This is a genomic window from Rhodothermales bacterium (genome assembly GCA_034439735.1).
Lineage (GTDB): Bacteria > Bacteroidota > Rhodothermia > Rhodothermales > JAHQVL01 > JAWKNW01.
Map to the genome: position 1 here is coordinate 1 of JAWXAX010000070.1, position 15,403 is coordinate 15,403.

At 65.2% G+C, this 15,403-nt stretch carries 14 protein-coding genes; 9 read left to right on the top strand and 5 right to left on the bottom strand.

Features of this window, described 5'->3' with window-relative positions:
* Window positions 1-341: 341 nt before the first annotated feature.
* Window positions 342-1,541 carry a DUF1080 domain-containing protein gene (locus SH809_05090; protein ID MDZ4699062.1) on the bottom strand — a complete coding sequence of 400 codons (1,200 nt, stop codon included), beginning with the start codon at window positions 1,539-1,541 and terminating at the stop codon, window positions 342-344.
* Window positions 1,542-1,679: 138 nt separating this feature from the next.
* Here SH809_05090 and SH809_05095 point away from each other — a divergent pair, with 138 nt between their 5' ends.
* The gene (locus SH809_05095; GenBank protein ID MDZ4699063.1) at window positions 1,680-3,911 is read left to right on the top strand and encodes a DUF5916 domain-containing protein; all 2,232 of its coding nucleotides are present in this window, start codon (window positions 1,680-1,682) and stop codon (window positions 3,909-3,911) included.
* A 411-nt stretch (window positions 3,912-4,322) separates the two neighbouring features.
* Complete coding sequence (locus tag SH809_05100; protein ID MDZ4699064.1) at window positions 4,323-4,613, top strand: GIY-YIG nuclease family protein; 291 nt, start codon at window positions 4,323-4,325, stop codon at window positions 4,611-4,613.
* A gap of 35 nt (window positions 4,614-4,648) precedes the next feature.
* On the opposite strand, the gene SH809_05105 is transcribed toward SH809_05100, so the two are convergent.
* The gene (locus tag SH809_05105; protein ID MDZ4699065.1) at window positions 4,649-4,894 is read right to left on the bottom strand and encodes a hypothetical protein; all 246 of its coding nucleotides are present in this window, start codon (window positions 4,892-4,894) and stop codon (window positions 4,649-4,651) included.
* A gap of 21 nt (window positions 4,895-4,915) precedes the next feature.
* Window positions 4,916-5,284: a hypothetical protein gene (locus tag SH809_05110; GenBank protein MDZ4699066.1), complete on the bottom strand. Its 369-nt coding sequence runs from the start codon at window positions 5,282-5,284 to the stop codon at window positions 4,916-4,918.
* A 167-nt stretch (window positions 5,285-5,451) separates the two neighbouring features.
* Here SH809_05110 and SH809_05115 point away from each other — a divergent pair, with 167 nt between their 5' ends.
* Complete coding sequence (locus tag SH809_05115) at window positions 5,452-6,567, top strand: SGNH/GDSL hydrolase family protein (protein ID MDZ4699067.1); 1,116 nt, start codon at window positions 5,452-5,454, stop codon at window positions 6,565-6,567.
* Window positions 6,568-6,571: 4 nt separating this feature from the next.
* Here SH809_05115 and SH809_05120 read toward each other — a convergent pair whose 3' ends face one another.
* Both SH809_05120 and SH809_05125 read right to left on the bottom strand, forming a co-directional pair.
* Entirely contained in the window at window positions 6,572-8,425 is a 1,854-nt protein-coding gene (locus tag SH809_05120) for an amidohydrolase (protein ID MDZ4699068.1), read from the bottom strand.
* Between the two features lie 16 nt (window positions 8,426-8,441).
* A complete protein-coding gene (locus tag SH809_05125) occupies window positions 8,442-8,876 on the bottom strand; it encodes a winged helix-turn-helix domain-containing protein (GenBank protein ID MDZ4699069.1) in 435 nt (144 codons plus the stop codon).
* Between the two features lie 216 nt (window positions 8,877-9,092).
* On the opposite strand from SH809_05125, the gene SH809_05130 reads away from it, so the two are divergent.
* From SH809_05130 to SH809_05155, 6 genes are all read left to right on the top strand, one after another.
* Window positions 9,093-10,511: a GspE/PulE family protein gene (locus SH809_05130; GenBank protein MDZ4699070.1), complete on the top strand. Its 1,419-nt coding sequence runs from the start codon at window positions 9,093-9,095 to the stop codon at window positions 10,509-10,511.
* A gap of 12 nt (window positions 10,512-10,523) precedes the next feature.
* The gene (locus SH809_05135) at window positions 10,524-12,404 is read left to right on the top strand and encodes a secretin and TonB N-terminal domain-containing protein (GenBank protein ID MDZ4699071.1); all 1,881 of its coding nucleotides are present in this window, start codon (window positions 10,524-10,526) and stop codon (window positions 12,402-12,404) included.
* Entirely contained in the window at window positions 12,401-13,741 is a 1,341-nt protein-coding gene (locus tag SH809_05140) for a hypothetical protein (GenBank protein ID MDZ4699072.1), read from the top strand. Before SH809_05135 ends, SH809_05140 begins: the two co-directional genes overlap by 4 nt.
* Before the next feature lies 1 nt (window position 13,742).
* Complete coding sequence (locus tag SH809_05145) at window positions 13,743-14,300, top strand: hypothetical protein (protein ID MDZ4699073.1); 558 nt, start codon at window positions 13,743-13,745, stop codon at window positions 14,298-14,300.
* Window positions 14,297-14,740, top strand: a complete 444-nt coding sequence (locus SH809_05150; protein ID MDZ4699074.1) for a hypothetical protein — start codon at window positions 14,297-14,299, stop codon at window positions 14,738-14,740. The genes SH809_05145 and SH809_05150 overlap by 4 nt, the downstream gene beginning before the upstream one ends.
* A 206-nt stretch (window positions 14,741-14,946) precedes the next feature.
* Entirely contained in the window at window positions 14,947-15,387 is a 441-nt protein-coding gene (locus SH809_05155; GenBank protein MDZ4699075.1) for a prepilin-type N-terminal cleavage/methylation domain-containing protein, read from the top strand.
* The last annotated feature ends 16 nt before the right edge of the window (window positions 15,388-15,403 follow it).

Genomic DNA, 15,403 nt, shown 5'->3' on the forward strand with positions numbered 1-15,403 from the left:
ATCTCAACAGTTTCTCAAGGTTTAATGTGGCTTCCCTCAGCCTCTAACCTTGAACGGTCGTCGCAGCCATTCAACGGATTTACCGTGATGATACTTAGTCTTACTCACCAAAGAAACTCGTCATCCCCCGGTCAAAGCCGGGGGCAGGCTCCCGCGAACGCGCGGAACCATGCGAGCTTCAACGATGACGAAGTTACGAGAAAGGAGCAGCAAGTGAGCTATTCTCGAGTGTTCAATGGGTCCCCAATCAAGTTGGGGATGACGACCATGGAGTGTGTAGTGGAAACCGGCTTGTGTCGTACTTCAACTCCTGATTCGCATTAATCGCTAATGGCTAATCGCTATTCGCTAATCCGCAGGTCGCGATACCACGCCTCCGCCGCCGGCCCGCCATGGATCTGGACGCAGAGTATGCCGGAAGTGTCGACATGTGTCTGCTCGGTATAATCCGTCGTCTGCTGGCCATTGATCCATATCTGGATGCGGGGGCCGCGGGCGACGAGGCGGTAGTCGTTCCACTCGGTGTAGCTGGAGAACGACGCCAGGCCTTCCACCGCCGGCACGATGAACCGGTCGCGCCGGCTCTCGTCGTACAGGGCGCCCCAGACGGGGATCGGGCTTTCGTTGGAGCCGATGGCGCCGATGTCCGCCTGGTAGCCGGACACCTCATGGTGGTCGGGAATGCGCTTCGTCCGGAACTGGATGCCGCCGTTGTTGACGTTGCCGGCCATCTTCGACTGGAGCGTCAGCTCAAAATCCCCAAACTCCTTTGTGGTGCAGAGGAATTCGTTGTTGGGGATGGCGCGGTCCAGCCGGCCGGCGACGATCGATCCATCCTCCACCCGGAAATACTCCGGATTTCCCTCCCAGCCGGTCAGTGTCTGGCCGTCGAACAACGGATAACTCAGCGGCTTGATGCGGATGTTTTTGTGCCACACCTCGGCGGCCGGCCCGCTGTGTATCTGGGCGCAGATGCGGCCCGTGCCGGGCACAGACTGCGTCTCGGTGAAGTCGGTCGTGAGCACATCGTTTACCCAGATCTGGATCCGCGGGCCGTCGGCGAGGACGCGATAGGTGTTCCAGTCGGTGATGTGGACGAAGTCTGGGATGTCCTCCCGGGCCGGCGAGAGGTATTTGTTGCGGCGGGTTTCGTCGTACATCGCGCCCCAGACGAACTTCGTGTTTTCGGGCGGCCACTCGCCGATGTCGGCCTGGTAGCCGGAGACCTCGTAGTGGAGCGGGACACGTTCGGTGCGGATCTGAATGCCGCCGTTGTTACGCCGGCCGTTCATACGCACGTCCAGGCGGAGATCGAAGTTGCCGAACCGCTCGTCGGTGCACAGGAAGTTGTTATGGGGGATCTCGCGGTCGAGCCGGCCCGAGATCAACACCCCATCCTGCACCCGGAAGTACTCGGCGTTGCCCTCCCAGCCGGCGAGGGTCTGGCCGTCGAAGAGCGGTCGGAAGCCATCGTCCTGTGCGACGGCGGGGAGGATGGGCAGGAGGAGAAGGAGTACGAGGTAGCGTCGGAGGAGAGGCATGGAGGTGTTGGGGTGGATGGCGGGGGGTCTCGGGGAAGATAGGCATCGTTAAGAAGATGTAAAACAAGGCGGCACAAGGCCCCGCATCCGGGCATTTTCCTGTACTTTTGGATGCATTTTCCACCGATCGCCGCCCTCATGATCCGACGTGTCACCCCTTCGTCGCCCTTGATTCCCGGGATGCTCTGGTATATCCTCCTGTTGATGACGTTCGAGCGCGTCGCCGAGGCGCAGGATCGACGGATGCGCGCGCACCGGTTGGGGGAGGGCGACCGAGTCCAGCTCAACGGCCGGCTCGACGAGCCGTTCTGGCGCCTGGCCGAGCCGGCGACGGATTTCCTCCAGCGGTTCCCCGTCGAGGGCCAGCGCTCGTCCGAGCCTTCGGAGGTGTTTGTGGTGTACGACAGCGACCATCTCTATATCGGCGCGATGCTGCACGACAGCGAGCCGGACGGCGTGATCGGCCATCAACTCCAGCGCGACGCGTCTCTGGCGTCGGACGACCGATTTATGTGGATACTGGATACCTTCCACGACGGGCGCACCGGCTATTTTTTCGAAATCAACCCGGCCGGCCTGATGGGGGATGGGCTGTTGATCACCGGCGGGGTCAATAAGGCGTGGGACGGCATCTGGGAAGCCCGCGTGTACCGCGGCGAGCACGGGTGGTCCGCCGAGATCCGCATCCCCTTCCGAACCCTCAACTTCAACCCGGACAATGACACCTGGGGGATCAACTTCCAGCGCACGATCCGCCGCCAGAACGAGGAGACACTCTGGAACGGCCACCGGCGCAACCAGAGCCTGTTCGAGGCCGTTTTTGCGGGCGATTTGACGGAACTTCGGGAGATGTCGCACGGCGCCGGCCTTGAAATAAAGCCGTACGGTGTCGGGGGCTGGCGCTACGTGCCGGCGCAGGACCGCCCGACCCGGTACAGCGGGGATTTTGGGGTCGATCTCACCTACAGCATCACGCCGAGCCTGCGCGGGGCGTTGTCGATCAACACCGATTTCGCGGAGGTGGAGGTGGACCAGCGCCGCGTCAACCTGACGCGTTTTCCGCTTGTTTTTCCAGAGAAGCGGGACTTCTTCCTCGAAGGATCGAACCTGTTTGAATTCGCGCCGCGCAACGCCGCCAACCTCTTTTTCAGCCGACGTATCGGCCTCGACGGCGGTCAGCAGATACCCATCGTCGCTGGCGCGCGCGTAGCTGGTCAGCAGGGACGGTTCGATATAGGCGTGCTGCAGGTCCGCACCGCCCGGGCCGACGCGCTTCCCGCGGAAGATTTCTCCGTCGCCCGCGTGAAACGAAACTTCGGGGAGCAGTCGAGCCTCGGCGTGATGGCTACGCGTCGCGCCTCCGACCGCTTCGAGGGCGCCGCGTTTGCGCCCGACCGCTATTCCCTCGGGGCCGACCTCGAGCTCACCACCCGGCGGTTTCTGGGGCTGGATAAAAACTTCAACTTCCAGGCCTTCTGGGCCTGGCATAACGACAATGTCTTTGCGGACACCTCCAGCGGCCTGGATCGCAGCGTCCGTGGCCTCCGGTTCCGCTACGCCAACGATCCGGTCGTCTTCCAGACGTCCTTCCGGCAGTTCGGCTCCGTCTACAATCCGGCTGTAGGATTCGTGACACGGAATAACTTCAAGCGGCTCGAACCCCAGGTCGAATACCAGCCACTGATGCGGCGGAGCGCCGCGATCCGCAACCTGCGTTTCCAGGTGGCCTACGAAACCATCTGGAGCCTTCAGAATGCCGTTTTGACACGCGGGCTCAGCGCCGAGGTGTTCGGGATGGAGTTGGAGAGCGGGGATGAATTCGCGCTGACGTACGAGCGCGCGCGCGAGGTGTTGGAGCGCGATTTTACGATCTACCAGGACCTGACAATTGTGGCCGAGACCTACGATTTCCAGACGATCGGCTTCCAGGTCGAGTCCGCCAGCCGGCGAGACGTGTCCGTGGCAGGTGGGGCGTCCTACGGATCGTTCTGGACGGGCACCCGCGGCTCCGTCGCCGGCGCGCTGACCGTCCGCCCCCGCGCCGGCATGAGCACGACCCTGTCGTGGGAGCACAACGACGTCGACCTGGACGAGGGCGCGTTTATCACCAACCTCTACGAGTTCACCCTCGGCTGGCAGTTCAGTCCCTGGACCTCCCTCACGGCCATCACGCAGTACGACGACGTCTCCGAGCGCCTCACTCTCTTCACCCGCTTCCGCTGGACGATTCGCCCCGGGAACGACCTGTTCTTCCTCTTCACCCGGAACTGGGAAAACGAGTTCGTCCAGACGCCAAACGCCAACCGGTTCATGCTCCGGGCATTCGAGACCGGCGCTGCGTTTAAAGTGAACTACACGCATCGGTTGTAAGGCAGGGCAGGCAGGTTGCTTATGATATACCCTTTCTGCCTGCCAATAATGCACAAAAAACGCTTGTCATTGTGACACTTCGATCGCTTGCGATCGAATAGCCTGTCATGGTGAGCCATCGATCGCTTGCGATCGAAGTGTCGAACCACCTACAGGCCGACCGCGTTTTTGTCTGGAGGTAAGTGCGGTCGTCCTCGAGGTCGTTCGACACGGGCCGATTCCATCGTCCCGGCTCACGAAGACACGATGGCCGACCGCGTTTTTGTCTAGAGGTAAGTGCGGTCGTCCTCGAGGTCGTTCGACACGGGCCGATTCCATCGTCCCGGCTCACGATGGCGGTGGATTTTATCTTCCAGAGGGTATATCCGGCCAGGCAACTACGTCTAGAAGGAGAAATAACCTCCTTCAGACATGGCGCGGACCTTTCACGTGTATATCCTCAGCAATCGCCGGCGGACGGTGCTCTACACCGGAATCACGAACAATCTACCCGTGCGTCTTGAAATGCATCTGGCCGGCATGGGGAGTGTTTTCGTTAGCCGGTACAAGGTATTTGATCTCGTATACTTCGAGGCCTTCGAAAGATCGGAAGAAGCCATCGCTCGGGAAAAACAGATCAAGGGGTGGCGGCGTGAGAAAAAGCTGACGCTGATTCTCCGCGCCAACCCCAAAATGATCGATCTGAAAAGTCAGCTGATATGAGCTTTGGTCTTTGAGAAATGGTTGAGAAATAGTCGTTACTCCCTTCTCGTCATCCCCAACTCGATTGGGGATCCAAGCCATTCATGCAGCATTGCATGGATCCCCGCTTTCGCGAGGACGACGAACCGGGAGAATTGCCGGGTCTTGCGCATTCGGTAGAGAGTCGGCAGCCCGAAGAGCGCACCGAATGCCCCGAAGGCGTAGACGAGGCCGCGGCCTTTGATGAGGATCGTCTTCTCGAAATCCGGCTGGATGTCGTACAGATGGCACCACAGGGCCATGACGCGCGCCGCGTTGTACAGTTACTCGTCGGCCGGGCAGGCGTGGCCGTACTGGCCGCGAGAGCTGCCGGCGTGGCGATGAGGTCCTCCTGGCGGACTGGTTTCATATCCACCACATTCCGCTCGTTCAGGAATTGCATAGGACGTGGATCGGCTGCGATCCCCGCCTATCAGGATGCCTGACAAGATGGCGCCGCTCACCGGGGAGACTTCCCCGATCACCCCGATGCCGTTAAATAGCCCGAAATGGGTGAAATGGCAGAGGGCAATGCCGGCGAAAGCGCCGACGGCCTGAAGCCAGAAGGCCTGCGCGGTCTCGATGGTGAAGGAGAGCCCCAGCGCGGTGGTGAGTAACAGCAAGAACCGGAGGAAGTCGCTTTGTTCGAGCATGGTGAGCGGCGTGTGAGCGGGGGATGGGTGTAAGTAGAAAATTACGGAGTGCGAGTCAATACGCGTTTGGATTGCCCGCCTTGCCGGCTGGCATTTAATGTCACGCGCTCCTATTCTGACGCATCAAGCCATCAACGCTCCGCCAAACCTGCCCCCGGCCTCCTGCCATGCCTGCGTCAATTCGTACTTCCCGCCGTCATTTTCTTCAATTGATCGCCGGCGCCTCGGCCGTCGCCGCGTTGCCCCGCAGTGCCCACGCCGCGCCGGCGGATCTCGTCTGGCGCGATGTCCGTGATTGGGGGATCGAAGGGAAGGGGTGGATGGATACAAAACGGTACTTCGACCGGCTGCCCGGCAAGGCGGAGGGGGTCGTGCGGCCGCCGGTGTGGGACCTGTCGCGGCACTCCGCCGGCCAGTCGGTCCGGTTCGTGACCGATGCGCCGGCCATCCACGTGCGCTACACGTTGCTGTCCGACCGCCTCGCGATGCCGCATATGCCGGCGACGGGGGTGAGCGGACTCGATCTCTACGCTACCGACGACCACGGCGTCGACCGGTGGGCCGCCGTGGTGCAGCCGGAGGCGCAGACGGTGGAGAAACCGGCCGCCGAGGGATTGCGGCCCGGTAAACGGCGGTACACGGTGTATCTTCCCCTGTACAACGGCGTCGAATCCCTCGAAATCGCCGTCGATGCCGGGGCGTCGTTTGAGCCACTCGCTCCCCGGGCGGAGCGGCCGATCCTGTTTTACGGGACGTCGATCATGCACGGCGCCTGCGCGTCACGGCCGGGGATATCGATTTCGGCCATCCTGGGCCGCCGGCTCAACCGGCCCGTCATCAACCTGGGCTTTTCAGGCAACGGCCGCATGGAGCCCGAGGTCGGTGCGTTGCTGGCCGAGCTCGACCCGTGTGTGTTCGCCCTCGACTGCCTGCCCAACATGGACGCCGCCGGCGTCGACGAGCGCGCCGCCCCGCTGGTCCGCCAGCTCCGGGCCGCGCATCCGGATACCCCCGTGCTGCTCGTCGAGGACCGGTCGTTCACGAACACTCGTTTCTTCCCGGCGCGCGAGGAGCACCACCGCAACAGCCGCGAGGCATTACGGCGCACCTACGCCCGCCTGCTGGACGACGGGGTCGACCGCCTGTATTATCTCGACGGCGAGCAGCTTCTCGGCGACGACGGCGAGGCCGCCACCGATGGATCCCATCCGAACGACCTCGGGATGGTACGGTATGCCGATGCCTACGAGCCGGCCCTTCGCGCGGCGCTCGGGCAGTATTGATGGATCAAGGCGCGCGCGAATAAACCACCACCCCATCTACCACCGTCATATCGACCCGGACGCGGTGGATGTCGTGGGGCGGTATGGCGTACAGATCGCGCTCCAGCACCACGATATCCGCCTGTTTTCCGACTTCGAGTGAGCCGTTTTCGCCGGCGTCGCCGGCGGCCATGGCCGCGTTGATCGTGTACATCCGCAGGAGCGTCGTGAGGTCCACCCGTTCCTGCGGGATCCACGCCGGCCCGGTCGAATCCTCCAGCGCCCGCCGGGTGATGCCCACCTGGATGGCGTCCAGCGGGTTCATGGACGAGACGTTCCAATCGCTGCCGCCGGCAACGACCGCGCCAGTAGCGGACAGCGACGCGATTGGGTACAACCACCGCGACCGTTCGGGGCCGAGCACCGGCTCGGTGAGCTCCGTGATATACGTGTCCGCGTACGCCCACAGCGGCTGGAAGCTGCCTACCACCCCCAGCTCGGCAAATCGAGGGAGGTCCGCGGGATCGATGAGTTGAATGTGGACGAGGATCGGCGGCGCGCTGTGTGAGCCGTCGCGGCGAGCGTGGGCGATGGCGTCCAGACTCATCCGGACGGCGCGGTCGCCGATGGCGTGGATGTGGATCTGGAAGTCCGAGACGTCCAGCGCCGCCACGAGCGTGTCCAGCTGACCGGGCCGATAGGTGGCCGGCCCAGTGACCGGTCCGGTGGCCGGCCCAGTGACCGGTCCGGTGGCCGGCCCAGTGACCGGTCCGGTGGCCGCCGCCACTTCCGCCACTTCCGCCGCCTCCGATGCCCCGAGATAGGGCGCCAGCAGCGCGGCCGTGCCCGATTCGATCACCCCGTCGGCCATCAGTTTAGCCGCATCGATCCGGAAGAAGGGTGTCGCGGGATGCCGGGCGCGCACACTGATAAAGGAATCCACCTGCGCGAGCCCTCCTTCGGGCGAAACGAACAGAGCACCGATGACGCGGGCCGAGAGCCGTTGTTCAGCCGCCAGCGCGGCGTAGGCCTCGAGCGACTCCGGCGTCAGCGCGGCTTCGTGCACTGCGGTGATCCCGAACGAATTCGCGAGGCGGAGTGCGTCCTGGATGCCGGCGCGCCACTGGTCGGCCGTGTATGCGGGCAGCGCGCGGTTGACGAGGTCGACCGCCGCCTCGCGCAGCGTCCCCGACGGCGCGCCCGAGTTGTCGCGCTCGATCCGGCCGTTGGGCGGGTCCGGTGTGGCGCGGGTGATGCCGGCGCGTTCCAGGGCGAGGCTGTTTACCCAGGCCGAGTGGCCGTCGGCCGCGAGGAGGAACGCGGGGTGGTCGGGCGTCGCGGCGTCCAGGGCGTCGCGGGTCGGGTTGGCCCGCGGGAACGCCGGCAGCGCCCATCCGCCGCCGCGGAGCCAGGCGCCGGCCGGCGTGGTTTCGGCGCAGGTCTGAATCTGTGCCAGGATGGCCTCGGCCATGGCCAGGTCGTCCAGCCGGCACTCGTTTAACTCCACCCCGCTGGTGGCCGGGTGGGCGTGCGTGTCGCGGAAGCCGGGCAGCACCATCCGGCCGGCGAGGTCGACGACCCGCGTCGCCGGCCCCACGAAGCGCCCGACCTCGGCGTCGGCGCCGACAAAAACGATCCGCGTTCCCCGCACCACGACCGCCTCGGCCCGCGCCGGCGATGCCATCGTATAGACGGAGCCCCCGCGTAGGACGAGGTCGGCCGGCGCCTCGCGGTAGCATCCCGGCGCCGCGAGCGTCAGCGTGCACAGCAAGCTGAAAGGCAGGATGAAGGTGCGTGTGCCCATCGGACAGAAAAATAGCGTAAGCGGGATGCGACCCGCGCTGACGGAGGCGGCCACGGTGGGATCGGGATACCGCATGGATCACTTTTTGGTCTCATCCGGCCGGTTTTGCGCGATATCCCACCCCCCGCATCGTTTCGATGACACGGTCGGCGCCCACCCGGGCGAGTTTCTGGCGGAGCGTATAGACCTGGACATCCACCACGTTGGTCCCGGGGTTAAATCCCAGCCCCCAGACCTGGGCGAGCAACTCGTCGCGTGTGAAATAGTGCCCCGGGTGGCGCATGAGCCACTCGAGGAGCGCGAATTCGCGCCGGCGAAGCCGCACGGGCTCGTGCCCGACCACCACTTCGCGATGCCTTCGGTTGAGGCGGATCGGACCGCACGTCATCCAGTCCGCCACGGGCTCGGGCGGATGCCGGTCGGTCGGCATCTGGTGGACCACCGCCTGCCCATCCCGGGGTGAGGCATGTGGTAATAGCCGCAGGGGGAAGGCCGGCGGGAGCGATAACGCATGGGACTGGGACATGGCGAGGTCGGGCTGATGCGTGGGGGATCTTGTTTCTCCTTCTAGACGCGATCGCCCCCCGTCCGCATACCCTGTACGACCATCCAAGTTACGGGATCGTTACAAGTGGGCGACTGGCGATCCCGGACGTCGCATTTCATTTTCCGCTCATGTTTCTCCTGCCTCGCCGGGCGATTATGGGGTCGTCGAACCTGTATCCTCGTCTCCCATTTTGCCATGCCGCTTTCGATCGCTGTCCTTCCCACCCCCGCGCCGGCCTTGCTGGCGCTCTTGCCGGCCGTGCTGGCGCATCGGCATCGCGTTGTTCCGCTGGCGCTTTCGGGGCGTGAACTGGAGGTGGGGGTAGAGGCGTTGCCCGAGCCGGCCGTGGCGCGCCGTCTGGCGTTGGTGACGGGGCGGCGGATCCGGCCGGTGCCGCTGCCGGCCGAGGATCTGGCCGAACTGCTGTCCGCGTGGTACCCGGAAGGGAGGCGCCAGGAGGTCCTGTCGGCCCCGCGCGAAGCCGGCCCGGTCGGAAGCGCCATCCAGCATGTGGAGGTAATCGTGCAACGGGCGCAGGAACGCCGGGCGAGCGATATCCACCTGGAGCCAGCGGAGGAGGGCTTGCGAGTGCGGTACCGGATTGATGGGGCGTTGCGGGTCGATCGCGTCCTGCCGGCGCGAATGCAGGACGAGGTCGTTTCCCGCATCAAGATCCTCGCGGGTCTCGATATCGCCGAGCGTCGCCGGCCGCAGGATGGGCGGTTTCGGTTTTTAAGCCCCGCCGGGGAAGTCGATATCCGGGTCGCCACGCTGCCCTCTAGTCGCGGGGAAAAAGCCGTGCTGCGACTGCTCGACCGGGGCGGTTCGGGGGGAGGGCTTCCGTTCGACCTGGCCGCGCTCGGCCTGGCCGGCCGCGATCACACGAAGCTGCGAGAGGCTCTCGCTCGGCCATATGGGATGATCCTCTCCACGGGCCCGACAGGCAGCGGCAAAACGACGACGCTCTACGCAGCGCTACAGGCGCTTAATGCTCCCGACATCAACATCGTGACCATCGAAGATCCCGTCGAATACGAGCTCCCTGGCGTCTGCCAGACGCACGTCCGGCCCGACATCGGGTATTCGTTCGCGCACGCGCTGCGTGCCATGCTGCGGCAGGACCCGGACGTGATCTTCGTCGGCGAGATCCGCGATGCCGAGACCGCCGAGCTGGCCGTCCGAGCGGCGCTCACGGGCCACTTGGTCCTCTCGACGCTCCACACAAACGACGCCGCCGGCGCGGCCGTCCGCCTCGTCGACCTCGGGGTGCCGCCGTTCCTGGTGGGATCGGCCCTGCGGCTCGTCATCGCCCAGCGGTTGCTGCGGAGGATCTGCCCCGCCTGCCGCATCCGCGCCCATCCGCACGCCACCGACGCCGGCTGGCGCGGGGCCGGCTGCCCCGCCTGCCACGACATCGGCTACCGGGGGCGCATCGCGGTGATGGAGACGATGCCGGTGTCGGAGCCGATCGCCAACCTGATCGTGCGGCGGGCCGACACCGCGGCCATTCGAAAACAGGCCCGCGCCGAGGGGATGCGCACGCTCCGGGATGCGGCGCACGATGCCATGAACGCCGGCATCGTCGCGGCCGAAGAAGTGTATGCCGAAACCTGACCAGAAACGCCCATGATCGCCTTGCACGTGATAATTGGCCTCTTCGCCCTGTTGTGCGTCACCACCGCGCAGGAACGGCCTCCGGCTGTCGTCGCGGCATTCGACAGGGACCAGCTTCCCGCCGGCGCACACGCGATGCTTGAGGACCTGAACACGCGGAACGCTGACCTGCGGGATGTCCTGCGGGCCATCGCGCGGCAACACGACATCAACCTTTGGGTGGATGACCGGATCGAAACCTCGGTGACCGTCCGCCTCGCCGGCGTGCCCGTCCTGGAGGCGTTGCTGTTCCTGTGTGAACAGCACGGGCTGGCGCTGGAGCAATCGGGCGGCATCCTGCGAGTGGCGATACTGGAACCGCCGGCTTCTCCACTGGAGGTGCGCGTCGTGGACGGACGTCTTTTTCTCGATCTGCGCGACGCCCCCATCGAAGCGACCGCCCGAGCCTTGGCGGAAGCCGGCGAGACGCCGATCGTCGTGCGCCAGGGCGTCGCGGGTGTGCTGTCCGGCTACCTCCAGGATGTCCCGTTCGAAGTGGGGCTTCACGCGCTTCTCGACAGCAACGGGTTCGTCCTGCGGCAAGCAGACGGCATCTGGCAGGTTGATCGTCGCGGCCGTTCGGCCACGGAGGCCGGAGAAGATTCGGGGGCATGGATCGAGGAACGCAATGGCGCGATCGACCTCGACCTGCGCGACACTGGCATCGCGGAGGCGCTCCAGGCTGTGGCCGACCGGATGGGGTTCGACCTCGTCGTCTATGCTCTCCCCGAAGGTCGGATCACGGTGCGCGCCTCGGGACTCACCGTCGAGCAAGCGCTGAACTACCTGCTTCGGAACACCAGCCTCACCTATCGCCAGGAAGGCGGTGTGATTATCGTCGGCGACCGTCAGCTCTCCGGCATCGCTAGCACCCGCCTCCTTCCGCTTCGCCACATCCAACCCGAAGGCATCGCCGAGCGGATGCCAGATGCCATCCGACGAGCCGCAGCGTTTCAGACGGTCGAGGAGCAAAACGCGCTGCTCGTCACGGCCCCGCAAGACGTCATCGCCGAGGTGGAGGCGATCCTGGTCCAGATTGACGCGCCGACGCCGCAGATCCTCATCGAGGCGCTGGTGGTGGACTTCGAGAGCAGCGATCTCAGTCAGCTGGGGGTGACCTTTGGACGCGACGGGGGAGGCGAGCCGGGAAACGGGCCGGCGGGCGAGACCTACTCTTTCGGCACCGGCGCGGATCAGGCCGGCGGGATCGACTTCGCCGGGGGCGCTCCCGATGCCGAGCGATACGTCAACGCACTCGCCGGCCTGTTGGGTGTCGGCAGCATCACCCGGCTGCCGGATGACTTCTATCTCCGCATCCAGGCCCTCGAAAGGGAAGGCAAGGCCCACGTCCGCTCCCGCCCCCGCATCGCGACGCTAAATGGCCATACGGCCCACATAAGCGTCGGCACCACCCAGTATTACATCCTCAAGACCCTGCTGCCGTTCTCGTCGTCCGGCCAGGTCAACGAGGCCGAACATTTCGAACGCGTCGAGGCCAACGTATCGCTCGAAATCACTCCGTGGGTGGGCGCTTCCGGCGAGGTGACGGCGGAGATCCATCCGACATTCGCGACCCCCGTAGGCGTGCTTGACCCCCGTGTGCCGCCGACGATCAACAACCGGACGGTACGGACGACGGTCCGCCTTCGCGCCGGCGAGACCGTCGCCATCGGAGGGCTCATCCAGGAAAGCGAGTCGGAGGTCTTCAACAAGGTGCCCATCCTGGGCGATATACCCATCGTTGGTCGGCTGTTTAGAAACCGCCGGAAGGACATGCACCGGTCGGAACTGGTCATCTTCATCACCCCGCATGTCTTCACCGGCAACGTGCACGATATCGAGATCGAGCCATGACCGTCCCATTCCTGGATCGCACCGTCACAGGCCTACACGTGGACGACACGGCCATCCGGCGGGTCGATGTCGCACGCCGGCTCGGCCTGCTGAGGGTGCGCGCCGTCGATACCGAGCCAGTGGCGGACGATGGGCTTGAGGCGGCGCTGCGCCGGCTCGCCGACCGCCTGCCGCCTGGCAGGCGACCGGTGGCCGCGGCCCTCGACCCGGCCCACGTGTGGCGCGTGATGCTTCCGCCAACCGATGAGTCGGATCCCGAAGCCGAGGCGGACCGGGTGCGCGAGGAAGTACGCCGCAGCCTCCCCGAAGGCCTCCACCTGGAAGATGTCGTGCTCCGCTGGGCGCGGCTGCCGGCCATCGACGGAGAGCGTCTTTTTGTGGCCTGCGCGCGGCGAGATGCGCTGGCGGATCATCTCGGGCTCTTGCGCGACGCTGGACTGGCGCCGGTCTCCGTGGGCTGTTTGACGCTTGAACTCGGCCACGCGTTTGCCTTCGATCCTGCCTTCACGACCGGCCCCGCGGCGCTGCTGCGGCTGGAGGTCGGTGGGGCCGAATTGACACGGTATGCCGGTGGTGTCCTCGTCGGGGTTGAAGAGGTGTTCGACGGGCAGGACGGCTCGGCCGGGTCGTCACTTCCGCCCGGTACGGTGGTTGTCCCGCGCGCCGATAGGCCCAATGCGTTGAATTCGTTGGCGGCGGCCGCTCCGCTGAAGCCGATCCACGGCCATGCGATGGTGCCGGCGTTGGCGGCGCCGGCGGCGGCGCTGGCGGTTGCGCGCCTGTTTCCCGCGCTGCCGGCCATCGATTTTCTGGAGCCCGCCGAAGCTCGCCAGGCCCGCGATGTTACCGACCGGCGCGAGGCGGTGCGGGTAACCGCAATATTGGGGCTAATCCTCCTGCTTCTCGTCGCCGGCATCACCGGGGCGGAGGCCGTTCTCCGCCATCGCCTTGCCGAGGCCGAGGCGGCGGTGGTCAACCTCGCGCCCCAAAGCGACGCCCTCCGCGCCGGCCGCGCTGCGCTGGAGAACGACCGCGTCCGGTGGCTCCATGTCAACGAGTCGATAGCGGCTCCGACCGGCGCGGCCGGGGCGCTTGAGCGGATCGGGCGGTCCGTTCCAGCAGAGGTCTTGCTGGAAGGGATTGCGTGGGAAGCGACAGATGGGGAACGACTTGTTTTTTCCGTCGCCGGCCGCTCGCCTCAGGAAGCGGATTTCGCAGCGCTGATGGAGTTGCTGGAGGCCGGCGAACCGGGTCACCAGGTCTCTCTGGTGTCGGTTGGCGACGGGCGCTTTGTGGTACAGGTCTCGTTTCCATCAAACGGCCCGGGAGGGGGATGATATGACGGTTTCCATCGACACGATCACACAACGGCCCTGGGCGGCCCTTGCACTGGGCATCCTCATGGCGTTTCTGGGAATACTCGTATCGATCGTGGGGCCACGCGCAGCCGCTGTCCAGGCGCTGTATCGGGATGCCGTTGCCCTGGAGTCCGAGCAGGTAACCCTTGCTGGCTGGGAAGAAGGGATGGCCCGACTCGGGCGTGAGCGGGCCATCCTGGCGGCCGTCATGACGCGGGAAAGGGTCTACTTCCCGCGCCTCGACGAAGAGGCGGCGGTCATCCGCGCCATCGAGCAGGCCGCCGACTCCGCCGGCGTTTGCCTCACCCGCTGGCAACCCGGGGACCCTCGCCGACTCGAGGCCCACACGGAGCGGGCCTTCGGACTCGATGGGGTAGGCCCGTTTCATGCGGTGGGAGCACTCATCAGCCGGCTGGAACGGACCCCCGGGCGGTTGCGCGTGCCTGCCGGCTCGATCCGCGCGGTGCGGGCGGGTGCGGTCGAGGTCCGCCTCGAACTCGTCGCCGTTTTTGCCGACGAATCACAGGCTACGCCATGACTACACCTGCCTCCAATCAAAAGTGGCTGCCCGCCGGATTGGCCGTGGCGGCTATCGGGATCTGGGGATACAACGTCCTCCAAATCGTTATCGCCGTCGAATACCCCCTCGAGGTTTCGGATGTCGCTGAGGCGCCGATCGACGCGGCGCCCGAGCGCCTCCTGCAAGCGCCGGCCCCACCTTACATCGGCGACTTCCGCGACCCTTTCCACCCGCTGAAAGCACCGTCGCGGCCGATGAAAGAAATACCGACTCCACTGGCTCAATACTCCCTCCTTGCCATCATTGGGGAAACGGCCATTCTAGAGGATTCCACCGGCACTGCCCACGTCGCCGCCGCTGGCGATACGCTGGGTCCCTACACACTCCAAGTACCTGCCGCCAACGCCGTCCGGCTCTCTTCCGGCCGGTATACGAAAACAATTTACCTGCTCGAATAACCGTCATGCATCCCTCAATTATAAAGAAGATCCTCTCCTCGCAAGAGGAGGGGCAACCCCCTTGCCAGCGGGGGTGGGGAGGAGTCACGAAAGGCAGCAAGACGCTTCCAATGGAGGCGCAACCCTGGCGCCAGTGGGGGTGGGGAGGAGTCACACGAATCGGTGAGACACGGTGTCATCCCGCACTTGCTACGGGATCCAGTCGGATGAGTCATCCCTCTGGATCCCCGATTGGGGTCGGGGATGACGAGAAGTTGGACGACGCCGGCTTCTCCCTCACCGAACTCATGGTTGTTGTCGTCATCGTCGGTATCCTGGCGATGCTGGCCATACCCCGCTTCCTCAACGTCACCACCGAGGCCAAGATGACCGAGGCGAAGATGATGCTCCGCCAGGTGCAGACCCTCCAACAGGCCTTTCGGTACGGGAATGACACCTTTACCGCCGACCTCGCGGCGATCGGGTTTGAACAGATCGCCCTGCAGCCCGACGGCGGCACGGCACGCTACCGTATCGCCATCGAACAGGCCGACGCTGCCGGCTTTGTCGCTACCGCCACTTCGGTGGTGGATTTCGACCAGGACGGAATCTTCAACGTCTGGGCAGCCACCGCCGCCGGCGAAATCCGCCAGCGCACCCCGGACTGACAACGCCCACCTCGTA